Raw genomic sequence first — 25,263 nt, 5'->3', positions numbered from 1 at the left:
GAGATTTGCTTCAAGCAAAAAAATGCCCCGCACTTGGCGGGGCATTTTTTATGGGCGCGGTTTACAGACCGTCAAGCATCGCCTTGTTACGTACCGCACCTTTGTCGGCGCTGGTGGCCAACAACGCGTAAGCCTTCAAGGCGGTGGTGACTTTACGTGGACGTTTTTCCACCGGTTTCCAACCCTTCTTGTCTTGCTCAACGCGGCGGGCCGCCAGTTCTTCATCGCTGATCAACAGGTTGATCGAGCGGTTCGGAATGTCGATCAGCACCTTGTCGCCGTCCTGCACCAGGCCAATCGCGCCGCCGGCTGCGGCTTCGGGCGAGGCGTGGCCGATGGACAGGCCCGAGGTGCCGCCGGAGAAGCGGCCGTCGGTGAGCAGGGCGCAGGCTTTGCCCAGGCCTTTGGATTTGAGGTAAGACGTCGGGTATAGCATCTCCTGCATACCCGGGCCGCCTTTCGGGCCTTCGTAGCGGATGATCACGATGTCGCCTTCTTTCACTTCGTCGGCGAGGATGCCGCGTACCGAGCTGTCCTGGCTTTCGTAGATCTTGGCGCGGCCTTCGAAGACGTGGATGGATTCATCCACACCGGCGGTTTTGACCACGCAGCCGTCAAGGGCGATGTTGCCGTACAGCACGGCCAGGCCGCCTTCCTTGGAATACGCGTGTTCAACACTGCGGATGCAGCCGTTTTCACGGTCGGCGTCCAGGGTGTCCCAACGCGTCGACTGGCTGAAGGCGGTCTGGGTCGGGATGCCGGCCGGGCCTGCCTTGAAGAAGGTGTGCACGGCTTCGTCGTCTGTCTGGGTGATGTCCCACTTGGCGATGCCTTCGGCCAGGGACGTGCTGTGCACGGTCGGCAGGTCGGTGTGCAGCAGCCCGCCACGGGCCAGGGAGCCCAGGATCGAGAAGATCCCGCCGGCGCGGTGCACGTCTTCCATGTGGTACTTCTGGATGTTCGGCGCGACCTTGCACAGTTGCGGTACGTGACGGGACAGGCGGTCGATGTCGCGCAGGTCGAAATCGATCTCGGCTTCCTGGGCAGCGGCCAGCAAGTGCAGGATGGTGTTGGTGGAACCGCCCATGGCGATGTCCAGGGTCATGGCGTTTTCGAACGCCTTGAAGTTGGCGATGTTGCGCGGCAACACCGACTCATCGTTCTCACCGTAGTAACGCTTGCACAGCTCGACGATGGTGCGACCGGCCTGCAGGAACAGTTGCTCGCGGTCGCTGTGGGTGGCCAGGGTGGAACCGTTGCCCGGCAAGGCGAGCCCCAGGGCTTCCACCAGGCAGTTCATCGAGTTGGCGGTGAACATGCCGGAGCACGAACCGCAGGTCGGGCAGGCGCTGCGCTCGTATTCCGCGACCTTCTCGTCGGACGCGCTGGAATCGGCGGCGATGACCATGGCATCGACCAGGTCGAGGCCGTGGGAGGCGAGCTTGGTCTTGCCGGCTTCCATCGGGCCGCCGGAGACGAAGATCACCGGAATGTTCAGGCGCAGAGCGGCCATCAGCATGCCGGGGGTGATCTTGTCGCAGTTGGAGATGCAGACGATGGCGTCGGCGCAGTGGGCGTTGACCATGTACTCCACGGAGTCGGCGATGATCTCGCGGCTCGGCAGCGAATACAGCATGCCGTCATGGCCCATGGCGATGCCGTCGTCCACGGCGATGGTGTTGAATTCCTTGGCTACGCCGCCGGCGCGTTCGATTTCGCGGGCGACCAGTTGGCCCAGGTCCTTGAGGTGGACGTGGCCGGGTACGAACTGGGTGAACGAATTGGCAATCGCGATGATCGGCTTCTTGAAGTCGTCATCTTTCATCCCCGTGGCACGCCACAGTGCGCGCGCGCCGGCCATGTTGCGGCCATGGGTGGATGTTTTCGAGCGGTAATCTGGCATGGAGCACTCCGGGCGGCTAATCAGGTAACTACTAATCAGGTACTACTGGGGAGTGAGCTTCTATTGACGTCTGGAACACTCAGAAATAGCCGTGTGTCCGGAAGTTGCCGCTCGCGTCGCGGGATCGCCGCACGCTTGGGCCTTGAGCTCATAAACCCGCCGGGGATGACTGGCGATGAATAGGGCCGATTCTACACCGCTGGCGGCTGGAGGGAATGGGGCAATACTCAGGGCGGCCGGCTTTGTTTAGACTGGCGGCCCTTTGCACTCACCTCGCTCCAAAGGAATTGGAATGCCCGTTATTCACCGTTTTCTAGGGTTCTACCTGCTGATCGGCCTGATCCAGGGAATCGTCTTTTATTACGCCGGCCAGTTGCATCGCCTGAGCGAGACGCTGTTTTTTGTCATCGGCACCGTGGTGCTGGTCGGCGGTACCGCGTTGCAGTTGCTCGGCGAGAAAGCCCGACATTGGCGTTCATTGCTGCCTACGCTGGCGTTCACCGTACTGATGGGCGGTATGACGCTATGGGTCTGCCAGGGCCTTGATCCTGAGGGCAATCCCCGCTGGGCGATCAACTCCTGGGTGATCAGCCTGCTGGTGTTGAGTTATGTCTGCGCTACCTTTCTGTTCGTCTGGCCTGCCACCAAAGGCGAGCGCTGGCGCTATGAGGCGTTGTTCCTGCAGGCCTGGAGCAGCGTGTTTATTGTGCTGTACGCGCTGATTCTGGTGGCGGTATTCATGCTGTTGCTCAAACTCTGGGGCCAGCTGTTTCTGATGCTGGGCATCGAGTTTTTCGAGCATCACTTCTGGAGCAAGCTGTTCCTGAGTTTCAGCCTGCCGCTGCTGTTCGCCCTGGGAATGTATTTCGCGGCGCGCAGCGAGAAAGTCATCGGCCAGATGCGTGGCATGTTGTTAAGCGCCTGTGGCTTGTTATTGCCGTTGATTGCGCTGATCAGTGTGTTGTTTACCTTGACCTTGCCGTTCACCGGGCTGGCACGGATTTGGGCCACGGGCTATTCCACTCCGATTCTGCTGGTGTTGGCCGGTGCGCAATTGTTCCTGCTCAACGGCGTGTTCCAGGATGGCGTCCAGCCTCGACCGTATCCCAAATGGTTGACGCACTTTATCGAGTTGAGCCTGCTGTGCCTGCCGATACTCGCCGCATTGGCGTTTTACTCAAGCTGGCTGCGGGTCGAGCAATACGCCTTGTCGCCACTGCGCTTCATCGCGCTGGCGCTGGCAGTGTTGTGTGGCTTGTACGGCCTGGCGGCGGTGTGGGCGGTCGCCCTGCGCTCGCCGGTCTGGCTGGGCAACTTGCGGGTGACCAACCCGGCCTTGGCGTTGTTGTTTTGTGGGCTGGTGGTATTGATCAACACGCCGCTTCTGGACCCGGTGCGCCTGAGCGTCGACGACCAGGTCCGGCGTTTGCTTGACGGGCGCACCAAGGCTGAAGCGTTCGATGCGCACAACCTGCGGTTTGGCTTGGAGAAGGCGGGCCAGGAGGCATACGCGAAGTTGCAGGCCGATCTGGATCAGGAGCGCATTCTGGACCCGGAATCACGCCGGGCCTTGCGCGAGCGCATGGACGACACGTCGCTGAGTTTCAGCGAACAGTACGAAAAGGAACGCGCCCAGCGGCCCACGCCCGAACTGGAGTGGATCGGACCGCAGCCCAAAGGCAGCGAACAGTTCGCCGAACTCAGCCTGGACACTGACTCGGCATGCGAGCCCGGCTGTGTGCTGTGGGCTGTCGACCTTGATGAGGATGGCCGGCCCGAAGTGCTGGCAGTGCCGCGCACAAGCTACCGTCACGACTTCAAGCCCCCGCGCATTTTCGTGCAGGACAATAAAGGCCAATGGAGCGATCGCGGCCCGCTGCTGTGGACGCAGCTGCCGGACGGAGCCATCGACACTGAAACGCTGATCCACGACATCCGTGCAGGCAAAGTCTCGTTGGCCAAGCCGCGTTACCTGCAATTGGAATCCAGTGACATGTTGCTCACTCCGGTCATTCGGGAGCGTTAGTCGCGGCCTGCTCGGCGATTGGTCACCAGCCCCCACAGGCTGAACCCGATGAAACTGAGGGCGATAGTCAGCAGCAGATGATCGCCCGCCTGGGCCAGTGCCGCGCTGCTGACAGCGGCGGTGAGGAACATAATGCTGTTTCCTGCCGATGCCGCCGTGCCCGCGCGGCTGGAAAACAACAGCATCGCCGCAGAAATGGCGGCAGGGCGAACCAGCGTGACGGCGAGGGCGCTGATCAGCATCGGGATCAGCAAGGTGACGGTGGTGATGGCATCCAGGCTCAGGATCAGCGCTAACAGCATGCCGGCGACACAGAGCAAGCCGAGGCCGATGTTGATTTGCCGGGACAGCGAAATACGTTTCTGCCAATACGATGCCGCCACGCCGCCGAGCAGGTACGCCACGCCGTATACCATCAGCACCAGCGCGTATTGGTATTCGGAGAGCTTGAGTGCGTCCATGAAGATCAAGGGTGTCACGCTGATCAGGGCGAAATAACAGGCGAACACCAGCGCGGCGATCCACCAGTAGCGCAGGAAGTCTCGATTGGCGGCCACGGCTTTGAGTGTGCTGATGATCGATACCGATGCGTGCTCCGGGCTGGCGGATTTGGACGGCAGGATGCAAAACGCATGGATCAACATACCCAGCGCCATCAAGACGAAGCCGTAGAAGCTGCCTTGCCAATCGAACGTCGTTTGCAGCCAAGAGCCGATCAGCGGTGACAGGGCCACAAAGGAACCGCTCAGGGTCATGTAATAGAGGCGCACCCGGGCTCGGTCCTGCTCCTCGAACAGGTCCTCCACCAGCGCGTGTCCCAATACGAAGAAACCGCAACCCATGGCCTGGACTGAGCGAAACAGCAGAAAGCTCAGGTAATCCGTCGCCAGTGCGCAGCCTATCGCACCCAGGATTGATAGCGTGATGCAGCCAAGCAGCACCTCCTTGCGGCCCCATTTATCCGAGAGGGGGCCGGTAATGAGTTGGGAGATGGAGAAGACCAATGTGAACAAGCTGATCGCGATCGCGACGTCAGCAAGGGGGACGTTGAACTCCGTGGCCAGCGCCGGGAATGAGGGCAGTAATATATTGAGAGGGAAAAAGCTAATTAAAGAGATATTTGTAATAAGTACAAAACGGGAAACAGTCTCCGCTTTTAAAGGGCGTGATCGGTTTGACGTAGAGTATGTTGGCATTTTAGGTTCCACCGCTTGATGACTGGCATTCTAATAAATCTATTAATGCCTGGCAGTTTTCTTCTCCATTACTCACGCCTGCCCCAAAAAAAAGAAATACTTGCTCTGATAAGTCATGGAGAGCGAGTGTCTTTTCGATTTTTTGTTCGCTTAATGCAGCGGTCAACCAGGTTTTTAAACCTAGTGATGTTGCACCTAATTGTAATGTTTGTGAGATGTGTCCTGCGTCAAGCAACGAGACTCTATATGCCTGGGAGTGAGGGTATTTCCACCACATCTTGTCGAGTCTTGACGTTATAAAAACTCCAAAAGGTAAATCATTGGCAAAGTGCTGGCCTTGTAAGAGTGCACCCAGCGGTTCCTGAGTCCGGCTTAACATTTTCAGCGCATGTTTTTGAGGGTGGTAGTAATAGAATCCTGGGTCCAGTCCTCGAACGTTGTTGGCGTATAAGTATCCTTCGCTGCAATTCAATCCACCTCCCGAGGGACTACTTCTTCGTGCCCGAAACATGGAAGGTACTAATTCGTTAGCGTCACTCTCTCGCTCCGATAGATAACCAAGTGCCAGGTAAAGAAGATCCGAAACCACCGGCAGCTCGATGCTTGATTTTTCGAACGTGCGGCATGTTTTTCGGTTTATGAGGCTTTGTTTCAGGCTTGCGTTTGTATCAAACACGTCATTGCTCCATGGACATGGGAGGGGCAACATATTTTCGAACCCTAGATTGGCAAGTCGATGACCCGGTGGTCGCGGACGGCTCATTGTCTCTTGGCATTGAGCAATGTAGTGCTGCGCCCACTCTTGGGTCGTCTGGGGGAGATCCGAGGGGGCGAGGTCTTTGGTGCCGATGTGGAAGATTTTTGAAAGGTCATCCCATCGCCATGTTTCAGATTCACTGGGTGTATCGAGCAAAATCGCGGTGTTGAAAAGATCCTGGTCCAGTTGGTTTGTCTTGTCTATTAATGAAGGACATTCGATGATCTCAAAAAGGCGGTTGGCATGAGCGCTATCAATCTCGAATTGTTCGTGTGACTTATAGTTCCAAACAATAAGTTTGGGTGGTTTTGGTAATAGAAAAACATAAGGGTTTATGCGCATTGAGTCACTCCTTGATCGCGTGCCACAGAGCCTCGGCTGAGCAGCGCTGTCGCTGCTCAGCGTTCGGCTTTATCGGTACTTATTTTGAAGTATTCAACATCATTGCGTGATGTTGGGCTGCGGTTTGCTCAAGAGTGACCTTTTTCATGATGGTGCTCCTTCGCTATTTTGTAATTGCCAATCTGCGTCGAGTGGCAATCCAAATAATAGGTGTCTTGTTGCGAAGGTCAATTCAAGGTGGTGTGGGATGCTTCTTGTAAAAATGTGGCTTTTTTCCGACGGGGTAGATGGCTAAGCTAACTTCTTAATGTTAATGGTTTTTTATATGAGTTTTTTAAGGAAAAATTTATTGAGATTGGCATGGTCGGCGAGATGATTAGCTAAAAGACAGCATTTACACCGTGTGTGAACGCCGCCTGATCAACGCATTCAAGACGAGCCCGGCAGCACTCAGCACTAAAAAACACAGGGCTAGGGCGCTGGTCAGGTTTTTGGTTACCAGCGTTGTTACCAGGCTGATCAGGCCCCCGCACATGAAAATCAACAAGCTGCCGGCGGAGGTCGCTGTGCCGGCGAGCTGAGGATGAAGTGTCATGGCCTTGGAGTTGGCGATGGGGCGGCAGATGGTCGTGCCGGCGGTGCAGATCAGCATGGGGATCAATACGGTGGCAACGGACAAGCCCCATTGCCACGCCAGACCCAACATCACCAGCCCCGAAAAGGCGATCAGCCATAGGCCGGTATTGATCTGTGTGTCTGCGTCTATCTTGCGATGCAGAATACTGGCGACCACGCCGCCCAACACGTAGGCCGCGCCGTACAACAGCAGCGCCCAGGCAAACTGGTAGGCCGACAGGTTCAGGTGTTCCATGAGGATCAGTGGCGACATTACGATAAAGGAAAAATGGCAGGCGAACGCCAGCGCGGAAATCAGCCAGTAGGCGACAAAGCGGAAATCGGAAAACAGCTTCCAATAGCCGCTGAAAAACTGCCGTGCTGATGTTCGATGGTGGCTGCGCGAATCGTGCAGCAGCCGTGCGGACCAGACCCAGACCCCTGTCGCCAGCGCGATGAAGACATAGAAACTCGCCTGCCAGCCCCCATACAGCTGAAGCCACGTGCCCATCAGCGGCGAACTGGAGATGAAGATCCCGCCGGCGGTGGTCATCCAGATGCGTATCCGCTCCAATTCGCGCCCGGCAAACAGGTCCTGGATCAGCGCCTGGGACAAGGCAAACGCCCCGCACCCCATCGCCTGGACCACGCGAAAGCCAAGAAACCAGTTGAAGTCCGGGGCCAGCAGGCAGCCCGTTGCCCCCACCGCCGACAAAGCCACGCCCGCCAGCAGCAGTTTCTTGCGGCCAAACATGTCGGACAAAGGCCCGATCAGCAGCAATGAGACAGCCAAGCCGATGGCGAAAATACTGACGGACTGGGCGATATCGGAGGGTGTATTGCGAAAGTGACCGGCGAGGGCCGGGAAAGACGGTAGGACCACGTCGAGCGGGAATACCGCGAGCAGGGTCATGGTCATCAAAAGCGCGATAAAAGATGATTTGCTTGATGTAACCGCGTTGCCAGGCATCAGGATCACTCTGTCCGTGAGGGAAGAAGAGGATCGATTTGGCGGTAGGGGAAGTCAACGGACGCTGCGGTGGGAAATGGCTGAAAGCCCCGTAGGAATACTCGCTGAGTGTTCCTGCGGGGCTCTTTCTATCAGCTGTTAGGCAACAACCGGCACGTAATGCTCTTGATATACCGCGTCTCTACAATCGCCGGGTGCACCGGATGGTCCGGGCCCTGGCCGCCGCGCTCCAGCATCTGGATATTGCGGTCCAGGTGACGGGCGCTGGTGAGCAGGATGTTCTGCAGGTCGTCTTCCGGCAGGTGCATGGAGCACGAGGCGCTGACCAGGATGCCGTCCTTGCTGAGCAGGCGCATGGCTTGCTCGTTCAGGCGGCGGTAGGCGCCTTCGCCGTTCTTCATGTCTTTTTTGCGTTTGATGAAGGCCGGTGGGTCGGCAACGATCACGTCGAAGCGTTCTTCGCTGGCCTTGAGTTCTTTCAACGCTTCAAACACGTCGCCTTCGATGCAGGTCATCTTCTCGGCCACGCCGTTCAGCGCGGCGTTGCGCTCGACGCCATCGAGGGCAAAGGCCGAGGCGTCGACGCAGAACACTTCACTGGCGCCGAAGGCGGCGGCTTGCACGCCCCAGCCGCCGATGTAGCTGTACAGGTCGAGTACGCGTTTGCCTTTGGCATACGGCGCCAGGCGGGCACGGTTCATGCGGTGGTCGTAGAACCAGCCGGTCTTTTGGCCCTGGATCACCGGGGCTTCGAATTGCACGCCGTTTTCTTCCAGCCCGACCCACTCCGGCACCAGGCCGAAGACGGTTTCGACGTAGCGGTTGAGGCCTTCGGCGTCGCGCGCGGCGGAGTCGTTCTTGAACAGGATGCCGCTCGGCTTGAGCACTTGGGTCAGGGCCGCGATCACGTCGTCTTTATGCGCTTCCATGGTCGCCGAGGCGATCTGTACCACCAGGATGTCGCCGAAACGGTCGACCACCAGGCCCGGCAGCAGGTCGGAATCACCGTAGACCAGGCGGTAGAACGGCTTGTCGAACAGCCGGTCACGCAGGGACAGGGCGACGTTGAGGCGGTGTACCAGCAGCGACTTGTCCAGCGGCAACTTGATGTCGCGCGACAGCAGGCGCGCGCAGATCAGGTTGTTCGGGCTCATGGCCACGATGCCCAGGGTCTTGCCGCCGGCTGCTTCGAGGATGGCCTGGTCGCCTGCCTGGAAGCCGTGGAGTGGGGTGGCGGCCACATCGATTTCGTTGCTGTAGACCCACAGGTGGCCGTTGCGCAAACGACGATCGGCGTTGGCTTTGAGACGCAGGCTTGGCAGGGACATGACGTCGCTCCGGAAAAAAGAGCGGGAGTATACCTGTTGCGGCATGGTTCATGTGGGAGCTGGCTTGCCTGCGATGCGGGCGCTGCGGTGTATCTGACGTACGGTGTTGATGCTATCGCAGGCAAGCCCGGCTCCCACACTGGGTCCGCGTCCAATCCGGTATTTGAGGTGTCGGTCAGCTTTGCTTAGGGGTTAGAATCCCCGCCTAGCCCAGAGTGTGTACTTATGTCCCAAGAGCTTTCCGCCGAACAGATCCAGCAGGCCCTTCAGGGCATCAGCGTGCCGCCTCAGCCGCAAATCATGGTGGATTTGCAGATGGAGCAGTACATGCCCGACCCGGACCTGGAAGTGATCGCGCGGTTGATCTCCCAGGATCCCGGCTTGTCCGGCGCGTTGCTCAAGATCGTCAATTCGTCGTATTACGGGCTGAGCAACAAGATCGCCTCGATCCAGCGTGCGGTGAACCTGCTGGGCAGTCGTTCGATCATCAACCTGATCAATGCCTTGTCGATCAAGGGCGAGATGAGCGACGACACCATCGTCACCCTCAACCGCTTTTGGGACACCGCCCAGGATGTGGCCATGACCTGCCTTACGCTGGCCAAGCGCACGGGCTCCCAGGCCGTGGACGAGGCCTACGCCCTGGGGTTGTTCCACGATTGTGGCGTGCCGTTGATGCTCAAGCGTTTCCCCGACTACATGGCGGTGCTGGAAGAGGCTTACGCCAATGCCGGCCCCGACTGCCGCGTGGTCGACACTGAAAACAATGCCTTCAACACCAACCACGCCGTGGTCGGTTACTACACGGCCAAATCCTGGCGCCTGCCTGAACATGTGACCGACGCCATCGCCAACCACCATAACGCCCTGGCAATTTTCAGCGATGAATCGACGCGCAATCCCCAGCTGAAAAACCTGTTGGCGATCCTGAAGATGGCCGAGCACATCTGCTCATCCTATCGGGTGTTGGGCAACCAGGCGGTCGATCACGAATGGGAAACCGTCGGCCCTCTGGTGCTGGATTACGTGGGCCTGTCGGACTACGACTTCGAGAGCATGAAGTTGTCGATCCGCGAACTGGGCGCGCACTGACCCTTCCTTCAAGAGGTACGCATGCCCGAGTTGCCAGAAGTCGAAACCACCCGTCGGGGCATCGCGCCGCACCTGGAAGGCCAGCGCGTCAGCCGTGTGGTGGTGCGTGAGCGACGCCTGCGCTGGCCGATCCCGGAAGACCTGGATGTGCGCCTGTCCGGGCAGCGCATCGTGCTGGTGGAACGACGCGCCAAGTACCTGCTGATCAACGCCGAAGTCGGCACCCTCATCAGCCACCTGGGCATGTCGGGCAACCTGCGCCTGGTGGAGACCGGCATGCCGGCCGCCAAGCATGAACATGTGGACATCGAGTTGGAATCGGGCCTGAGCCTGCGTTACACCGACCCTCGACGCTTCGGCGCGATGCTCTGGAGCCAGGACCCGCACAACCACGAGTTGCTGATTCGCCTGGGGCCGGAGCCGTTGACCGACCTGTTCGATGGCGAGCGCTTGTTCCAGTTGTCCCGCGGCAAGTCGATGGCGGTGAAGCCGTTCATCATGGACAACGCGGTGGTCGTGGGCGTGGGCAATATCTATGCGACGGAAGCGCTGTTTGCGGCCGGAATCGACCCGCGTCGCGCGGCCGGCGGTATTTCACGCGGGCGTTATTTGAAGCTGGCGATCGAGATCAAGCGCATCCTGGCGGCGGCTATCGAGCGTGGCGGGACCACGTTGCGGGACTTTATCGGCGGCGACGGGCAGCCGGGGTACTTCCAGCAGGAACTGTTCGTCTACGGCCGGGGAGGCGAGGCGTGCAAGGTCTGCGGGACAGAGTTGCGCAATGTGGTGCTGGGGCAGCGGGCGAGTGTGTTTTGCCCCAGGTGCCAGAGCTGATTATTGGGTAATGGCTGATATCGACTTGCTCCCGATGAGGCCCTTACAGGCACCCAAGAGCCTCAAGCCTTACCGGTAATCTTCCGGTACTTCTCCATCAATTGCTCTTGCGTCTCAGGATGGGCTTCATCCAACGGAATGCAATCCACCGGGCACACCTGCTGGCACTGAGGTTCGTCATAGTGGCCGACACACTGGGTGCACAGGTTGGGATCGATCACGTAGATCTCCTCACCTTGAGAAATAGCAGCGTTCGGGCACTCGGGTTCGCAGACGTCGCAATTGATGCAGTCGTCGGTGATGATCAGGGACATGGAAACTCCTGCCAGGGCACTCGGCCAAGGCATCTGAAAACTAATGCGTGCAATTGTGCCGCATTGGCGCCCGCAGTGCGAGCAGGCGCCGATTAAGCGGTCTTACTTCTTGAAGCGCAGCGTCAGCGCATCCGCCACGGCAGGGTGCACGAACTTGGTGATATCTCCGCCCAGAGCGGCAATTTCACGGACCAACGTCGAGGAAATGAACGAATAACGCTCAGACGGCGTGAGAAACAGGCTCTCGACGTCCGGTGCCAGTTGGCGGTTCATGTTGGCCAGTTGGAATTCGTATTCGAAGTCCGAGACCGCGCGCAGGCCACGCAGGAACACGTTGGCGTTCTGCTCCTTGGCAAAATGCGCCAGCAGAGTCGAAAAACCCACCACTTCTACGTTAGGCAGGTGCTTGGTGACCTCTCGCGCCAGCTCCACACGCTGTTCCAGGGGAAACAGCGGGTTTTTCTTGGGGCTGGCCGCGACCGCGATGATCACATGGTCGAACAAGCGAGAGGCGCGTTCGACCAGATCGCCATGGCCTTTGGTAATCGGGTCGAAGGTACCTGGGTACAACACTCGGTTCATCGCGTCGTCCTGGCGGAGTCCGTTGGGGAACCGGATGGTATCGCAGCCATCCCGGTCGGCCAAGTCGACTTATGTAGATAGAGGCCGCGTATCGAACGTTTTTTCACGCTGTTTTCAGACGTTCGGCCAATGCATCGGCCAGTTGTGCGGTCAACCCGTAGACCGATAATTGCGGGTTGGCCCCAATGCTGGTGGGGAATAGCGAGCCATCGTGGATCGACAGGTTACGCAATTGGTGATGACGACCGAGGCTGTCGGCCACTGCGTTTTTCGGGTCTTCACCCATGGCGCAACCGCCCATTACATGGGCGCTGCCCAGGCAGGTGCGGTGCAGTTCCAGGTTCAAACCGTCGATCAACGTGCGGGCTTCGGCCAGGGTTGTGACATAACGCGCATCGTGGTGCAGCGGTTTGACGGACTTGGCGCCCGCCGCGAACTGGATCTCGGCCATGCTGTGAAAGGCCCGGCGCAAGCCGTCCCAGGCGTACGGCGAGACCTGATAGTCGAGCACCGGCGTGCCGTCGCCGCGCAGTTCCACGTTGCCGCCCGGGCTGTCGGGGTGAAAGCCGTCGCGCAGCAGGGCGAGCATCGCGTGGGTGTTGGGCAATTGGCTCATGTCCAGGGCGTTTTGCGTGCCGTAGCCCCCCAGCAAGGTGCTGGCCAAGGCCGGATGCAAGGGGGGCGCCTCAAGCTTGTAGGACATTTTGCCGGTGGTGCCGTCCTGCCATTGGAAGTGGTCGGAGTAGATCGACTGCGGCGCGCCGTAGAACGGGTTGATCACCTCGTCGAACAGCGCGGCGGAAAAATTCACCAAGTGCAAAAAGGTACGCTTGCCCAGCCGCGAATGCGGGTCGGGCGCGTCCGAGCGCATCAGCAATGCCGGGCTGTTGATGCCGCCGCCCGAGAGCACGTAGTGTTTGGCCTTCACGGTGATCTTGCGTCCGGTGGGCGCCACGCAACGGGCATCCATCGCCAGGCATTCCAGGCTGCCGATGCGGTCGCCGCTGTAGTTCAGGCGTTCGGCGCGAGCCAGATACAGCAGCTCGCCGCCTTTCTCCAGGGTGGACGGGATGGTGGTCACCAGCATCGATTGCTTGGCATTGACCGGGCAACCCATGCCGCAATAGCCCAGGTTGAAGCAGCCACGCACATTGCGCGGGATCACGTGCCAGCTGTAGCCCAGTTGTTCGCAGCCTTTGCGGATGACGTCGTTGTTGGCGTTTGGCGGTATCGCCCAGGGCGCGATGCCCAGACGTTGTTCCATCTTCTCGAACCACGGCGCCATCTCGGCACTGCTGTGGCCTTTCACTGCGTATTCGCTGGCCCAGTGGGCGAGGGTCGCGTCCGGGGTGCGGAAGCTGGAGGTCCAGTTGATCAGCGTGGTGCCGCCCACCGCCCGGCCTTGCAGGATGGTGATCGCGCCGTCCTTGCTCATGCGGCCGATGCCTTCCTGGTACAGGCTGGTGTAGGCCTCGTCTTCGAGCAGCTTGAAATCGCTGCTGGTTTTGAGCGGGCCTTCTTCGATCAGCAGCACCTTGTAGCCGGCGGCGCTGAGGATCTCGGCGGTGGTACCGCCACCCGCGCCGCTGCCGATGATGGCGACGTCGGCTTCCAGGGTCAGGTCGTTGTCTAGGGCGGCGCCGTTGTGGGTTTTCCAGCCACGGGCCAGGCCTTCGCGAAACAGATCGGGTACGGGCATCAGGGTCGTCTCTTGTTTTTATTGGAGGATGCGGATCAGATCTTCGGCGGGCCGGGGTAGCCGCAATGGGCCCAGGACGCCGGTTGGAAGTACCATGCCATGATCACCAGTTTGAGCAGCGAGCCCTGGCCCATGCGCAGCAGGTTCAGGTAGCTGTTCTCCCAGCGGTGCAGGAAGTTGCGGATCTGCTCGCTGTCGGCGTTTTCCCAACTGCCCCAGATACCGGTCAACGGGCCGCGGGTGATGCCCATACTCAATACGTCGAACAATTGCTGGGTGAGCTTGAACATCTCCGGCGACAGGTGTTTCAGGCTGAAGTCGAGCTTTTTGAGGGTGTCTTCGACGCCATTGGCGATTTGCTGGGCGCTGGCCACGCCTTCCAGCAATACCGGGATCACCGCACGTAAAAAGGGCAGATCACTGCTGCGCAGCAGGGCGAAGCCGTTGGCCGGCGTGCTGCTGGAGCAGCCGCTGAGGCTGGCGCCCAACCCGGCGGTGGCCAGGAAGGCGCTGGCGCACAGGCCGATTTTCAAGACGCCGCGCCGCGACAGCGCAGGTGTTTCAGTCAGGCTAGGGTTCATTGTTATTGTTGTCCCATGGGTGGCGGTATCAGCGAACGAACAACTTCTGGATCAGCTTCTGAATGGATTTACCGTAGGGCGGGTAGATCAACCTGGCGGCGTTCAAGCGCTGTTTCACCAGCACACCCTTGGCCTTGCTGAAGGTCAGGAAGCCTTCATGGCCGTGGTAGTGGCCCATGCCCGAAGGGCCTATGCCGCCAAACGGCATGTCGTCCTGGGCCACGTGCAGCAGCGTGTCGTTCAGGCATACGCCGCCGGAATGGGTTTCGTGGAGCACGCGGTTCTGTTCGCCCTTGTTGTAGCCGAAGTAATACAGGGCCAGTGGGCGAGGGCGCTGGTTGATGTAGGCAAACGCCTGGTCGATACCGCGATAGGGCACGATCGGCAGCACGGGACCAAAGATTTCATCCTGCATCACCGTCATGTCGTCGCTGACATTGAGCAACAGGCTATGAGCCATCCGCCGCGCCTGGCCCTGTTCGTACAGCGCAATCAGGGTGGCGCCCTTGTCGGTGGCGTCCTTGATGTAACTGTTAAGCCGCGCCAACTGCCGCTCGTTGATGATCGCCGTGTAGTCCGGGTTATCGGCCAGCGTCGGATAAAACCCGCGAACCGCTTTGCTGTAGGCCTCGATAAACCCCTCGACGCGGTCTTCCGGCACCAGCACGTAGTCCGGCGCCACGCAGGTTTGTCCGGCATTCAAGGCTTTGCCGAAAGCGATGCGTTCGGCGGCGTCCTTGAGCGGCACGTCAGCGGAAACAATGGCTGGCGATTTGCCCCCCAACTCCAGGGTGACCGGTGTGAGGTGTTCGGCCGCCGCACGCATTACATGCTTGCCGATGCTGGTGGCGCCGGTGAACAGCAGGTGGTCGAAGCGCAGCTTGGAAAACGCCATGCCCACCTCGGCTTCGCCCAGCACCACGCAGACCAGGTCTTCGGGGAAGATCTTCGCCAGCAGCGTTTTAAGCAGTTCACCGGTGGCGGGGGTGGACTCGCTGAGCTTGAGCATCACCCGGTTGCCCGCCGCCAATGCGCCGACCAATGGCCCGATGGCCAGGTACAGCGGGTAGTTCCATGGCACGATCACACCGATCACGCCCAACGGTTGGTAAATGACTTTGGCTGAGGCGGGCTGGAAGGCAAGGCCTACCGCACGGCGGGAAGGTTTCATCCAGCCCTTGAGGTGTTTGCTGGCGTAGTGGATGCCGTGCAGGCTGGGCATCAGTTCGGCGAACAGGGTTTCGTCCGCGCTGCGGTGGCTGAAATCCTGGCTGATGGCGTTGATCAGTGCCTGGCGTTCGCCGCTGAGCAGGTCGCGCAGGGCCTTGAGCCATTGCAGGCGCTGCCCGGCCGGTGGCATCGGGTTGGCCGCATAGGCGCGACGTTGGGCGTCGAACTGGGCCTGGAGGTGATCCAGCGCCTGGGAATCTTGCAGATAGGCAACGTTGGCAGACATGGCGCGGCACCGATTGTTATTGGTCTGCCTGAGTTTTTAGAGTCATTGCTCTAAATTGTCAAATAACATTGCAGCAACATCCAGATTTATCCTGGCAAGGATAGGCCGTAAGATGCTCAATCACGTGTACAGAAGCTGATTCCCTTATGGCACCACGAGTAAAGACCAGCGAACGCATTGTGCAAACCAGCCTGGAGCTTTTTAACCAGCAGGGCGAGCGCAGTGTCAGCACCAACCATATCGCCGCTCACATGGAAATTTCACCGGGCAACCTGTACTACCACTTCCCCAACAAGCAGGCGATCATCGCCGTGCTGTTTCGTGAATACGAAGCGCTGGTAGACAGTTTTCTGCGCCCACCGCAGGGACGCGGGATGGTCGTGGAGGACAAGCGTTTTTACCTGCAAGCTGTGCTGGCCGGCATGTGGCGTTACCGTTTCCTGCACCGTGACCTCGAACATTTGCTGGAAAGCGACCCGGAACTGGCCACCGGCTACCGGCGTTTTTCCCAGCGTTGCCTGGTCCAGGGCGGCGCCATTTATCAGGGATTTGTCGATGCCGGCATCCTCAACATGGACCCGGTGCAAACCGAAGCCCTGACGCTCAATGCCTGGATCATCCTCACCTCCTGGGTGCGATTTCTGTGCACCACCAATGAAAACTCCGCCCACTTGAGCGCTGAAGCGATCAAACGCGGTGTGTATCAAGTCCTGGTGCTGGAGGCGGGTTTTGTCACGCCCCAGGCCAAAGAGGCGGTGGATGCGCTGTTCAAAGAGTTTTACGTGCCGTTGAACCAGGCATTGGAAGAAGTGAAGTAGACCTTTCCCCCATGCATTCGCAGGAGTTCGTCATGCCGCTTGCCCAACTGATCAACCCGCAGTCAATGGCCGAGCGTCGCGAGACCGGCGGCTTGGTGATCCTCGATTGCCGCTTTGCCCTCGAAGACCCGGATTACGGACGCTGCAGTTATGCCGAAGGGCATATCGACGGCGCGCAGTATGCCGACTTGGAGCGCCATCTCAGTGGGCCGGTGATCAAGGGGGTGACCGGTCGTCATCCGTTGCCGGAGCCGGATACCTTTGCCAGGCAACTGCGGGCCTGGGGGATCAGCGCCGATACCGATGTGGTGCTGTACGACGACGGTCCTGGCGCTTATGCCGCCCGTGCATGGTGGTTGCTGGCCTGGCTGGGCAAGCGCGATGGCGTGTTTATCCTGGATGGCGGCCTCAAGGCCTGGCACAGCGCCGGGTTCCCATTGAGCCTGGATGCGCCGACGATCGAGCCGGGGACCTTTGTCGGCAAGCCGGATAATCACCTGCTGTTGGACGCCGAACACCTGCAAAAACGCCTGGGCCAACCGGGCATGACCTTGATCGACGCGCGTGCACCCGCGCGTTTTCGCGGCGAAGTGGAGCCCATCGACCCGATTGCCGGGCATATCCCCGGTGCGCAATGTGCGGCGTTCAACGAAAATCTTGGCAGCGACGGCCGCTTCCTGCCGGCCGATCAGCTCCAGCAGCGGTTTGCCGCGCAATTGCAGGGGCGCTCGCCGGAGGAACTGGTGGCGTATTGCGGTTCCGGGGTGACGGCCTGCCATAACCTGTTTGCGCTGAGTCTGGCGGGATATCCGTTGGGCAAGTTATATGCGGGGTCTTGGAGCGAGTGGATTACTGAGCCTGCGCGGGCGATCGCTACAGGCGACTGAGCTTTCTGAGGTGTAAACACATTTCTATCCGTGTTGTGTCAGCAGCCATTGTGGGATGCGGCGCTCCAGGTAATAGCCGGGGCGCTTCAAGGAGCCTTCCACAAACCCGACATGCCCACCCTTCGCCAGCAACTCAAACTCAATGCACGCCGACAACTCACTGGCCTCGGGCAAGCTGTGCGCAAACACAAACGGGTCATCGGCCGCCTGGATAATCAGCGTCGGCGTGCGGATAGCGCCCAGGTAATAGCGGCTCGACGCCTGGCGGTAATAGTCCTCGGCACTCAAAAAACCGTGTAGCGGGGCGGTCACCCGACCGTCGAAATCCCAGAACGTGCGCATCTTCTCCAAGGAGCCCAGCGCTTGCAGGGTTTTCAGCCCGTCTTCCCGGCCATCCTGCAGAAACTGGCGCTGCTTGACGCGGATATACGCCAGCATCTCGCGCATGAAATGCTTCTGATACACCCGTGAAAACCCCAGCCCGATGCGGTCTGCGCATTGGTCCAGGCGAAACGGCACCGACACCGCCGCCGCGCCTTGCAGCCCGGACGTTTCGCCGGTTTCACCCAAATGCTTGAGCAGCACATTGCCGCCCAGGGAATAGCCCACGGCATACAACGGCGCCAACGGCCGCTTGGCGCGCAGATGGGCAATCGTTGCCGCCAAGTCTTCGCTGGCACCCGAGTGATAGCTGCGGGCCAACAGGTTCGGCTCGCCGGAGCAGCCACGCCAGTTCAGCGCCACGCTGGCCCAGCCGTGAGCACCGAGGACTTTTTGCAGGCCGGCGACATACGGCGAATTGGAGGAACCGGTCAGGCCGTGCAGCACCAGCACCAACGGCGCTTGTGCGTCGTGAGGGCCATGCCAGTCAAGATCGAGAAAGTCGCCGTCTTCCAGCCACAAGCGTTCGCGCTGGCGCTCGATATGGGTCGTGGGGCGCCACAGCGGCCCCCACAAGGTTTGCAGGTGGGGGTTGCCGAGGCCGAAGGCGGGCTTGAATTTTTCAGAGCAGGGGTTCATGCAAGTCTCTGTGGTCACAACGGCCCAATCGCGATCAACCCTCAATCAACCGATGCCACAGCGCGTAATACACCCGCCCTGACTTCTGCTCCCGGTGCAGGCGCCACGTCCCCGGCAAGCCCAGGGTAGACGGCGCGGTCTCGCTTTCAGTGTAGACCCACGCATCCGGCGCCAGCCACTGGCGCTCTTCCAGCAGCGCACAGACGGTTGGCAGCAGGTTCTGGTTGAACGGCGGGTCGAGGAACACCACGTCGTACGCACTGGCTGCCTGGGTTTCGAGGTAGCGCAGGGCGTCGGCGGTTTGTACCTGGCCATTGGTGCAGCGCAGGGTGCCCAAGTGTTCCTTGAGGCTGGACACCGCGACATTGCTGGCATCCAGCGCCTGGGCCTGGGCCGCGCCACGGGACAGCGCTTCCAGGAACAGTGCGCCACTGCCGGCGAACGGGTCCAGCACCTTGGCTCCGCCGATATACGGTGCGAGCCAGTTGAACAGCGTTTCACGCACGCGATCCGGTGTCGGGCGCAGGCCCACGACGTCGGGGAAGCTCAGCTTGCGGCTGCCCCATTCACCGCCAATGATGCGCAATTGGCCCACACCGTTGTGTACGTTGTGGACAGGTTTTTTCGGGCGAGATGAACTGGCCATTAATGCTCCGGAACCCCGAGCGGCTGCTCGGCGGGTTTATCAGTGGGGGGCGGTAGTGGCTTTTGCGCAATCGTCGGGCCGGCGGTCACGATGACCATCTTGTCGGCGCTCAAGTGTTTGTTCAAGGCAGCCTTGACCTGCTCTACGGTCAGGGCCTGGGATTGTTTCATGAAATCTTCCAGATAGCTCAGCGGCAGGTTGTAGAAACCCATGGCGCCCAGTTGGCCGACGATATCGGCGTTGCTCGCGGTCGACAGCGGGAAGCTGCCGGCCAGCTCGCGCTTGGCGTCATCCAGTTCTTTCTGGGTCGGGCCGGTCTTGAGGTAGTCGGCCAGCACTTGTTCGACCAGGCGCAGGGTGCCGCCACTCATTTCGGCGCGAGTCTGCAGGTTGATCATGAACGGGCCACGCACCTGCATTGGCGAAAAGCCGGAGTATACGCCGTAGGTCAGGCCGCGTTTTTCGCGCACTTCGCTCATCAACCGGGTGCCGAAGCCGCCGCCGCCGAGGATCTGGTTGCCCAGGGACAAGGCGGCGTAGTCCGGGTCGGCGCGGTCGATGCCCAGTTGGGCGAACAGCAGGTGGGTTTGCTTGGACGGAAACTCGATGTGGCTCAGGCCGGCTTTCGGCTCGGTCGGCTGGGCGATCTTCGCCAGGGCCGGGCCTTTGGGCAGTGACGCAGAGACCTTGGCCGTCATCGCTTCGGCTTCGGCGCGGGTCAGGTCACCGACCACCGCAATCACCGCGTTACCGGCGGCATATGCCTTGGCATGGAAGCCCTGCAACTGCGCCAGGGCGATCTTCGGCACACTGTCAGGCGTGCCTTCGCTTGGGTGCGCGTAAGGGTGATCGCCGTACAGGCGTTTGAACAGCTCCAGGTTCGCCAGTTTGCCGGGGTTCTGCTTCTGGTAGTCGAAGCCGGCGAGGATCTGGTTCTTGATGCGGGCCAGGGAGTCGGCCGGGAAGGTCGGCTTGCCGATGACCTCGTCAAACAGCGTCAGGGCCGCATCGCGCTTGTCGCTTGCGCTCAAGCTGCGCAGGGACACCAGCGCCATGTCGCGGTAGGCGCCATTGCCGAAGTCGGCCCCCAGGCCCTCAAAACCACTGGCGATCTGGCTGACATCCTTGCCCGGTACCCCTTCATTGAGCATGGCGTTGGTCATCAGTGCCAGGCCCGGCACATTGCCGTCCTGGCTGCTACCGGCGGCGAACAGGATGCGCATGTCGAACATCGGCAGTTCATGGGCTTCGACGAACAGCACCTTGGCGCCTTCGGCGGTGGTCCAGGTTTGCACGTCGAGCTTGCGGTTGGTCGGCGCCTTGCCGTCCAGCTCCGCCAGGGATTGCAGCTTGCTCGCCGATTGAGCCTTGTCCAGCGCCTGGCTGGCCATGGATTCGTTGGGGCGCAGGACATACACGGCGCTCGCCGCCGCCAGGGTGACGGCGATCAGGCCGGGCAGGATCAGGCTTTTGCGATCACTCATGAGCGGTCTCCTCGGGCAGAACATGGGCGACGCTCAGACGTTCGCGGGTGAAATAGGTGCGTGCGGCCTTCTGGATATCTTCCGGGGTCACGCTTTGCAGGTCGGCCAGCTCAGAGTCCATCAGCTTCCAGGACAGGCCGACGGTTTCCAGGGAGCCGATGGCCGTGGCCTGGCTGGTGATCGAGTCGCGCTGGTAGACCAGGCCGGCAATCACCTGGGCGCGGATACGCTCCAGTTCTTCGGCGGTCGGTGGCTTGGCCTTGAGTTCTTCCAGCAGACGCCACAGGCCGGCTTCGGCTTGGGCGATGGTCTTTTTCTTCTGCTGGTTGGGGGTGGCGCTCAGCATGAACAGAGTGTCGCCGCGGGTATAGGCGTCGTAGTTGGTGGAGGCGGCGGAGACCAGCTCTTCACCGCGCTCCAACTGCTCGGAGATGCGCGCGCTGTAGCCGCCGTCCAGCAGCGCCGAGATCAGGCGCAGGGCCTGCACCGAGCGCTTGTCTTCGGCGGTGGCCAGGCCGGGGACGTTGAAACCCAGGAATACGCTCGGCAGTTGGGTTTGCACGTGCATCGTCAGCAGGCGCTCGCCGGGTTCGGCCAGCTCCATCGGAATCTTGGCGGGCGGTACGTCACGCTTGGGGATCGGGCCGAAGTAGCGCTGGGCCAGGGTTTTCACCTCGTCCGGGGTCACATCGCCGACCACCACCAGGGTGGCGTTGTTCGGCACGTACCAGGATTGGTACCAGTGGCGCAGCTCTTCGACCTTCATGCGATCCAGGTCGGCCATCCAGCCGATGGTCGGCGTGTGGTAGCCGCTGGCCGGGAACGCCATGGCCTTGAAGCGCTCGTAGGCCTTGGACATCGGGTTGTCGTCGGTGCGCAGGCGGCGTTCTTCTTTAATCACCTCGATTTCGCGGCTGAACTCGTCGGCCGGCAGGCGCAGGCTGGCCATGCGGTCGGCTTCGAGTTCAAAGGCCACGCCCAGGCGGTCGCGGGCCAGCACTTGGTAGTAGGCGGTGTAGTCGTCACTGGTGAACGCGTTCTCTTCCGCGCCCAGATCGCGCAGGATCAGCGAGGCTTCGCCTGGGCCGACTTTGGCGCTGCCCTTGAACATCATGTGCTCCAGGGCGTGGGACAAACCGGTCTGGCCCGGGGTTTCGTAGCTCGAGCCGACCTTGTACCACACCTGGGAAACCACCACCGGCGCGCGATGATCTTCGCGCACGACGACCTTGAGGCCGTTGTCCAGGGTGAATTCATGGGTGGGTTGTGGGTCGGCAGCCAGAGCTGAAAGGGGCAGACAAACTGTGCTGAGCAGCAGGCCTGCGGCGCGGCGGGCTAGAGCATTCATTCGTTTTTTAACCTGTTGGGCTGCCCGCTTGGTCTTAGCGTCGGCGGGCGAGGAGGTGCTAGGATACTGGTCGGATTTACGGACGGCCACTGCGGCAGTCTTGTTGAGGCCCTATTTAGGCCTTACAAAATGTTGCGCATGAACGAGCTGGCTAAAAAACAGTCTGTTACGCATCGTATTTTATTTACCGACGCGCCCCCTGGCGCGTCGCTACCTTGAGATAGCCGTCTCCATGTTTGGTTCCAACGACGACAAGAAGACCCCAGCTGCGGCTGGCGAGAAGAAAGGCCTGTTCGGATGGCTGCGCAAAAAGCCGCAGGAAACCGTCGTCGAACAGCCGCAGGTTCAAGCCGAACCGATCCCCGAACCCCTAATAGAAGCCGAACCGCTTGCTGAAACGCCGCCGCCGGTGTTGTTGCCGATAGTTGAACCGGTGTTGCAGCCGGTCGTCGAGGCCGAGCCGGAGCTCGAGCACAAGCCGTGGCCGGAACTGCCGGTGGCCGAAGAGCCGGTGGCATTGGTTGAGGATGTGCAGGCCGAGCACGTGGTGCCGCCGATTCCTGCGGTGATTGAATCGGCGCCGGTAGAAGACGTTGTGGTTCAAGCGCCGCCGGTGGTCGACATGCCTGCACCCCTGGTCGCCGCACCCGCGGTTATCGAGCCGGCCCCTGTCACACCAGCCACCGAAACCAGCAAAACCGGCTTCTTCGCCCGCCTCAAGCAAGGCCTGAGCAAGACCAGCGCCAGCATCGGCGAAGGCATGGCCAGCCTGTTCCTCGGCAAAAAAGTCATTGATGACGAACTGCTGGAAGACATCGAAACGCGCCTGCTCACCGCTGACGTGGGCGTGGAAGCTACCGCCGTGATCATCCAGAGCCTGACCCAGAAGGTCGCGCGCAAGCAGTTGACCGATGCCGACGCGCTGTACAAATCCTTGCAGGCCGAGCTGGCGGCGATGCTCAAGCCTGTTGAAGCACCGCTGGTAATCACCCCGAACAAGCCGTTCGTGATCCTGGTGGTGGGCGTCAACGGCGCCGGCAAGACCACCACCATCGGCAAATTGGCCAAGAAGCTGCAGGGTGAGGGCAAGAAAGTCATGCTTGCCGCCGGCGACACCTTCCGCGCGGCTGCCGTGGAGCAACTGCAAGTCTGGGGCGAGCGCAACAAGATTCCGGTGATCGCCCAGCACACGGGTGCCGACTCCGCTTCGGTGATCTTCGATGCCGTGCAAGCCGCCAAGGCGCGCAACATCGACGTGCTGATCGCCGACACCGCCGGTCGCCTGCACACCAAAGACAATTTGATGGAAGAACTGAAGAAAGTGCGCCGCGTGATCGGCAAGCTCGACGCCGACGCCCCCCACGAGGTGCTGCTGGTGCTCGACGCCGGCACCGGCCAGAACGCCATCAGCCAGGCCAAGCAATTCAACCAGACGGTGCAACTGACCGGCCTGGCCTTGACTAAGCTCGACGGCACGGCCAAAGGCGGCGTGATCTTCGCCCTGGCCAAACAGTTCGGGTTGCCGATTCGTTATATCGGTGTCGGTGAAGGCATCGACGACCTGCGCACCTTTGAAGCCGAACCCTTTGTACAGGCACTGTTTGCCGAGCGGGAGCGTTCATGATTCGATTCGAACAGGTCGGTAAACGCTATGCCAACGGGCATGTGGGCTTGCATGAGCTGAGCTTTCGAGTGCGTCGCGGCGAGTTCTTGTTCGTGACCGGTCATTCCGGCGCCGGCAAAAGTACCCTGTTGCGCCTGCTGCTGGCCATGGAACGCCCAACCACTGGCAAACTGCTGCTGGCAGGCCAGGACCTGGCCACCATCAGCAATGCGCAGATTCCGTTCCTGCGCCGTCAGATCGGCGTGGTGTTCCAGAACCACCAGTTGCTGTTCGATCGCACCGTGTTCAATAACGTTGCGTTGCCGTTGCAGATCCTGGGGCTGTCCAAGGCCGAAATCATCAAGCGCGTGGATTCGGCGCTGGAGCGTGTCGCGCTGTCGGACAAGACCGACCTCTACCCTGGCGATCTGTCCACCGGCCAGCAACAGCGCGTCGGCATTGCCCGCGCCATCGTCCACCGCCCGGCCTTGCTGCTGGCGGACGAGCCCACCGGTAACCTCGACCCGCGTCTGGCGGCCGAGATCATGGGGGTGTTCGAAGACATCAACCGCCTGGGCACCAGCGTACTCATCGCCAGTCACGACCTGGCGTTGATCGCCCGCATGCGTCACCGCATGCTGACCCTGCAACGCGGTCGCCTGATCGGTGACGGGGAGGCCGGAGTATGAGTGCTACACGCAGCCCTAAAGTATCCGAACGCGTGGCGCCGAAACCGGCCGACCCGCAACCGAAAAAGAAAAAGCATGACGACGATGACGGTCCGGACTTCGGCACCCTGCTGCGCGCCTGGATCGAAAGCCATCGCGCCAGCCTGCTCGACAGCCTGCGCCGTCTGGGCAAGCAGCCGATCGGCAGCTTTTTCACCTGCCTGGTAATGGCCGTGGCCTTGAGCCTGCCGATGGGCTTGTCGCTGCTGCTCAATAATGTCGAGCGCCTGGGCGGTTCCTGGCAGCGCGCGGCGCAGATTTCGTTGTACCTCAACCTCGACGCCAGCCCCCAGCAAGGCGAGGCGCTGCGCGACGACATCAAGAACATGCCGGGCGTGGCGGATGCCGAGTACGTCAGCCGCGACCAGGCCCTTGAGGAGTTCCAGCAGCAGTCCGGCCTGGGCGAGGCGCTCAAGGAACTGCCGCAGAACCCGCTGCCGGGCGTGGTGCTGGTGACGCCGAACGAGGTCGACAAAACGGCGCTGGAAGCCCTGCGACAAAAACTCGCGGAGATGCCCAAGGTGCAACAGGCGCAACTTGACCTAGTCTGGGTAGAGCGTCTGGCCGCCATCCTCAAGCTGGGTGACCGCTTTGTGTTTGGCCTGACCGTATTGTTGGTGTCTGCATTACTTTTGGTGATAGGTAATACCATTCGTCTTCATATTGAAAACCGCCGCACCGAGATAGAAGTGATTAAACTGGTCGGCGGCACAGACAGCTATGTGCGTCGGCCTTTTCTGTACATGGGCGCGCTTTATGGCTTGGGTGCGGGGGTTTTGTCCTGGGCCGTGCTGGCTTTTGGCCTGAACTGGTTGAACGACGCGGTTGTCGGGCTCGCCGGCTTGTACGGCAGCGATTTTGCCCTGGCCGGTGTGCCGGTAGCCGATGGTCTGAGTCTCTTGCTTGGCGCGGTATTGTTGGGTTATATCGGTGCCTGGATTGCGGTCGCACGGCATTTACGCGAGCTGGCGCCGAAGTAGTTAATGCCAGATTAATGTGGTTTCGTTTGTATTGACCGTATCAGCGGTTTAGGG

General features: G+C 60.5%; 22 protein-coding genes. 8 read left to right on the top strand and 14 right to left on the bottom strand.

The window, feature by feature from the left end; all coding sequences use genetic code 11:
• Nucleotides 1-61 precede the first annotated feature (61 nt).
• Nucleotides 62-1,903, bottom strand: coding sequence for a dihydroxy-acid dehydratase (gene ilvD / locus PSH66_RS28270; protein ID WP_003176721.1), 1,842 nt, complete (start codon nt 1,901-1,903; stop codon nt 62-64).
• Between the two features lie 292 nt (nt 1,904-2,195).
• Here ilvD and PSH66_RS28265 point away from each other — a divergent pair, with 292 nt between their 5' ends.
• The gene (locus PSH66_RS28265) at nt 2,196-3,929 is read left to right on the top strand and encodes a DUF4153 domain-containing protein (protein ID WP_305428049.1); all 1,734 of its coding nucleotides are present in this window, start codon (nt 2,196-2,198) and stop codon (nt 3,927-3,929) included.
• Here the strand turns inward: PSH66_RS28265 and PSH66_RS28260 are convergent.
• From PSH66_RS28260 to PSH66_RS28245, 4 genes are all read right to left on the bottom strand, one after another.
• Nucleotides 3,926-5,125, bottom strand: a complete 1,200-nt coding sequence (locus PSH66_RS28260) for an MFS transporter (RefSeq protein ID WP_305429662.1) — start codon at nt 5,123-5,125, stop codon at nt 3,926-3,928. The genes PSH66_RS28265 and PSH66_RS28260 overlap by 4 nt on opposite strands.
• A 1-nt stretch (nt 5,126) precedes the next feature.
• A complete protein-coding gene (locus tag PSH66_RS28255; RefSeq protein WP_305428048.1) occupies nt 5,127-6,224 on the bottom strand; it encodes a SagB family peptide dehydrogenase in 1,098 nt (365 codons plus the stop codon).
• 394 nt (nt 6,225-6,618) lie between these two features.
• Nucleotides 6,619-7,809, bottom strand: a complete 1,191-nt coding sequence (locus PSH66_RS28250) for an MFS transporter (RefSeq protein WP_305428047.1) — start codon at nt 7,807-7,809, stop codon at nt 6,619-6,621.
• A 131-nt stretch (nt 7,810-7,940) separates the two neighbouring features.
• Nucleotides 7,941-9,137, bottom strand: a complete 1,197-nt coding sequence (locus PSH66_RS28245) for a class I SAM-dependent rRNA methyltransferase (protein WP_305428046.1) — start codon at nt 9,135-9,137, stop codon at nt 7,941-7,943.
• A 279-nt stretch (nt 9,138-9,416) separates the two neighbouring features.
• Here PSH66_RS28245 and PSH66_RS28240 point away from each other — a divergent pair, with 279 nt between their 5' ends.
• Nucleotides 9,417-10,229, top strand: a complete 813-nt coding sequence (locus PSH66_RS28240; protein WP_181408566.1) for an HDOD domain-containing protein — start codon at nt 9,417-9,419, stop codon at nt 10,227-10,229.
• A gap of 21 nt (nt 10,230-10,250) precedes the next feature.
• The gene (gene mutM / locus PSH66_RS28235; protein WP_141062892.1) at nt 10,251-11,063 is read left to right on the top strand and encodes a bifunctional DNA-formamidopyrimidine glycosylase/DNA-(apurinic or apyrimidinic site) lyase; all 813 of its coding nucleotides are present in this window, start codon (nt 10,251-10,253) and stop codon (nt 11,061-11,063) included.
• Between the two features lie 62 nt (nt 11,064-11,125).
• Here mutM and PSH66_RS28230 read toward each other — a convergent pair whose 3' ends face one another.
• The 5 genes from PSH66_RS28230 to PSH66_RS28210 form a co-directional block, all read right to left on the bottom strand.
• On the bottom strand, nt 11,126-11,377 hold the full coding sequence (locus PSH66_RS28230) for a YfhL family 4Fe-4S dicluster ferredoxin (RefSeq protein ID WP_003176712.1): 252 nt from the start codon (nt 11,375-11,377) through the stop codon (nt 11,126-11,128).
• A 102-nt stretch (nt 11,378-11,479) separates the two neighbouring features.
• Nucleotides 11,480-11,959, bottom strand: a complete 480-nt coding sequence (gene coaD, locus PSH66_RS28225; protein WP_003176711.1) for a pantetheine-phosphate adenylyltransferase — start codon at nt 11,957-11,959, stop codon at nt 11,480-11,482.
• A 103-nt stretch (nt 11,960-12,062) separates the two neighbouring features.
• Nucleotides 12,063-13,658, bottom strand: coding sequence for a GMC family oxidoreductase (locus tag PSH66_RS28220; RefSeq protein ID WP_003176710.1), 1,596 nt, complete (start codon nt 13,656-13,658; stop codon nt 12,063-12,065).
• Nucleotides 13,659-13,693: 35 nt separating this feature from the next.
• Nucleotides 13,694-14,239 carry a twin-arginine translocation pathway signal protein gene (locus PSH66_RS28215; RefSeq protein WP_305428045.1) on the bottom strand — a complete coding sequence of 182 codons (546 nt, stop codon included), beginning with the start codon at nt 14,237-14,239 and terminating at the stop codon, nt 13,694-13,696.
• 28 nt (nt 14,240-14,267) lie between these two features.
• Complete coding sequence (locus tag PSH66_RS28210) at nt 14,268-15,695, bottom strand: coniferyl aldehyde dehydrogenase (RefSeq protein ID WP_305428044.1); 1,428 nt, start codon at nt 15,693-15,695, stop codon at nt 14,268-14,270.
• Nucleotides 15,696-15,841: 146 nt separating this feature from the next.
• On the opposite strand from PSH66_RS28210, the gene PSH66_RS28205 reads away from it, so the two are divergent.
• Together PSH66_RS28205 and PSH66_RS28200 are read left to right on the top strand one after the other, a co-directional pair.
• The gene (locus PSH66_RS28205; protein WP_003176707.1) at nt 15,842-16,513 is read left to right on the top strand and encodes a TetR/AcrR family transcriptional regulator; all 672 of its coding nucleotides are present in this window, start codon (nt 15,842-15,844) and stop codon (nt 16,511-16,513) included.
• Nucleotides 16,514-16,545: 32 nt separating this feature from the next.
• Entirely contained in the window at nt 16,546-17,400 is an 855-nt protein-coding gene (locus PSH66_RS28200; protein WP_305428043.1) for a sulfurtransferase, read from the top strand.
• Between the two features lie 24 nt (nt 17,401-17,424).
• Here PSH66_RS28200 and PSH66_RS28195 read toward each other — a convergent pair whose 3' ends face one another.
• From PSH66_RS28195 to PSH66_RS28180, 4 genes are read right to left on the bottom strand one after another with little or no spacing between them, the layout of a single operon-like run.
• Nucleotides 17,425-18,420 (bottom strand): hydrolase, encoded by a 996-nt coding sequence (locus PSH66_RS28195; RefSeq protein ID WP_003176705.1) that lies wholly within the window; start codon nt 18,418-18,420, stop codon nt 17,425-17,427.
• A gap of 34 nt (nt 18,421-18,454) precedes the next feature.
• Nucleotides 18,455-19,066 carry a 16S rRNA (guanine(966)-N(2))-methyltransferase RsmD gene (gene rsmD / locus PSH66_RS28190; protein ID WP_003176704.1) on the bottom strand — a complete coding sequence of 204 codons (612 nt, stop codon included), beginning with the start codon at nt 19,064-19,066 and terminating at the stop codon, nt 18,455-18,457.
• On the bottom strand, nt 19,066-20,550 hold the full coding sequence (locus PSH66_RS28185) for a pitrilysin family protein (protein ID WP_305428042.1): 1,485 nt from the start codon (nt 20,548-20,550) through the stop codon (nt 19,066-19,068). Before PSH66_RS28185 ends, rsmD begins: the two co-directional genes overlap by 1 nt.
• Complete coding sequence (locus PSH66_RS28180) at nt 20,543-21,898, bottom strand: pitrilysin family protein (RefSeq protein ID WP_003176702.1); 1,356 nt, start codon at nt 21,896-21,898, stop codon at nt 20,543-20,545. Before PSH66_RS28180 ends, PSH66_RS28185 begins: the two co-directional genes overlap by 8 nt.
• A 232-nt stretch (nt 21,899-22,130) precedes the next feature.
• Between PSH66_RS28180 and ftsY the strand changes: the two genes are divergently transcribed.
• From ftsY to ftsX, 3 genes are read left to right on the top strand one after another with little or no spacing between them, the layout of a single operon-like run.
• Nucleotides 22,131-23,522, top strand: a complete 1,392-nt coding sequence (gene ftsY / locus PSH66_RS28175; RefSeq protein ID WP_305428041.1) for a signal recognition particle-docking protein FtsY — start codon at nt 22,131-22,133, stop codon at nt 23,520-23,522.
• A complete protein-coding gene (gene ftsE / locus PSH66_RS28170; RefSeq protein ID WP_003176700.1) occupies nt 23,519-24,190 on the top strand; it encodes a cell division ATP-binding protein FtsE in 672 nt (223 codons plus the stop codon). Before ftsY ends, ftsE begins: the two co-directional genes overlap by 4 nt.
• Nucleotides 24,187-25,209, top strand: coding sequence for a permease-like cell division protein FtsX (gene ftsX / locus PSH66_RS28165; RefSeq protein WP_003176699.1), 1,023 nt, complete (start codon nt 24,187-24,189; stop codon nt 25,207-25,209). The genes ftsE and ftsX overlap by 4 nt, the downstream gene beginning before the upstream one ends.
• Nucleotides 25,210-25,263: the final 54 nt, after the last annotated feature.

It is taken from the genome of Pseudomonas sp. FP597 (assembly GCF_030687435.1).
GTDB lineage: Bacteria > Pseudomonadota > Gammaproteobacteria > Pseudomonadales > Pseudomonadaceae > Aquipseudomonas > Aquipseudomonas lactucae.
The sequence above is the reverse complement of the archived record's forward strand: the minus strand, read 5'-3'. Positions and strand labels throughout refer to the sequence as shown.

What these genes read in the sequence shown, in the direction of transcription:
- rsmD (WP_003176704.1), bottom strand. Translation starts at nt 19,066, where the DNA reads ATGGCCAGTTCATCTCGCCCGAAAAAACCTGTCCACAACGTACACAAC.
- PSH66_RS28185 (WP_305428042.1), bottom strand. Translation starts at nt 20,550, where the DNA reads ATGAGTGATCGCAAAAGCCTGATCCTGCCCGGCCTGATCGCCGTCACC.
- ilvD (WP_003176721.1), bottom strand. Translation starts at nt 1,903, where the DNA reads ATGCCAGATTACCGCTCGAAAACATCCACCCATGGCCGCAACATGGCC.
- coaD (WP_003176711.1), bottom strand. Translation starts at nt 11,959, where the DNA reads ATGAACCGAGTGTTGTACCCAGGTACCTTCGACCCGATTACCAAAGGC.
- PSH66_RS28265 (WP_305428049.1), top strand. Translation starts at nt 2,196, where the DNA reads ATGCCCGTTATTCACCGTTTTCTAGGGTTCTACCTGCTGATCGGCCTG.
- ftsX (WP_003176699.1), top strand. Translation starts at nt 24,187, where the DNA reads ATGAGTGCTACACGCAGCCCTAAAGTATCCGAACGCGTGGCGCCGAAA.
- ftsE (WP_003176700.1), top strand. Translation starts at nt 23,519, where the DNA reads ATGATTCGATTCGAACAGGTCGGTAAACGCTATGCCAACGGGCATGTG.
- mutM (WP_141062892.1), top strand. Translation starts at nt 10,251, where the DNA reads ATGCCCGAGTTGCCAGAAGTCGAAACCACCCGTCGGGGCATCGCGCCG.
- PSH66_RS28260 (WP_305429662.1), bottom strand. Translation starts at nt 5,125, where the DNA reads ATGCCAACATACTCTACGTCAAACCGATCACGCCCTTTAAAAGCGGAG.
- PSH66_RS28215 (WP_305428045.1), bottom strand. Translation starts at nt 14,239, where the DNA reads ATGAACCCTAGCCTGACTGAAACACCTGCGCTGTCGCGGCGCGGCGTC.
- PSH66_RS28195 (WP_003176705.1), bottom strand. Translation starts at nt 18,420, where the DNA reads ATGAACCCCTGCTCTGAAAAATTCAAGCCCGCCTTCGGCCTCGGCAAC.
- ftsY (WP_305428041.1), top strand. Translation starts at nt 22,131, where the DNA reads ATGTTTGGTTCCAACGACGACAAGAAGACCCCAGCTGCGGCTGGCGAG.
- PSH66_RS28245 (WP_305428046.1), bottom strand. Translation starts at nt 9,137, where the DNA reads ATGTCCCTGCCAAGCCTGCGTCTCAAAGCCAACGCCGATCGTCGTTTG.
- PSH66_RS28180 (WP_003176702.1), bottom strand. Translation starts at nt 21,898, where the DNA reads ATGAATGCTCTAGCCCGCCGCGCCGCAGGCCTGCTGCTCAGCACAGTT.
- PSH66_RS28220 (WP_003176710.1), bottom strand. Translation starts at nt 13,658, where the DNA reads ATGCCCGTACCCGATCTGTTTCGCGAAGGCCTGGCCCGTGGCTGGAAA.
- PSH66_RS28250 (WP_305428047.1), bottom strand. Translation starts at nt 7,809, where the DNA reads ATGCCTGGCAACGCGGTTACATCAAGCAAATCATCTTTTATCGCGCTT.
- PSH66_RS28230 (WP_003176712.1), bottom strand. Translation starts at nt 11,377, where the DNA reads ATGTCCCTGATCATCACCGACGACTGCATCAATTGCGACGTCTGCGAA.
- PSH66_RS28205 (WP_003176707.1), top strand. Translation starts at nt 15,842, where the DNA reads ATGGCACCACGAGTAAAGACCAGCGAACGCATTGTGCAAACCAGCCTG.
- PSH66_RS28200 (WP_305428043.1), top strand. Translation starts at nt 16,546, where the DNA reads ATGCCGCTTGCCCAACTGATCAACCCGCAGTCAATGGCCGAGCGTCGC.
- PSH66_RS28210 (WP_305428044.1), bottom strand. Translation starts at nt 15,695, where the DNA reads ATGTCTGCCAACGTTGCCTATCTGCAAGATTCCCAGGCGCTGGATCAC.
- PSH66_RS28255 (WP_305428048.1), bottom strand. Translation starts at nt 6,224, where the DNA reads ATGCGCATAAACCCTTATGTTTTTCTATTACCAAAACCACCCAAACTT.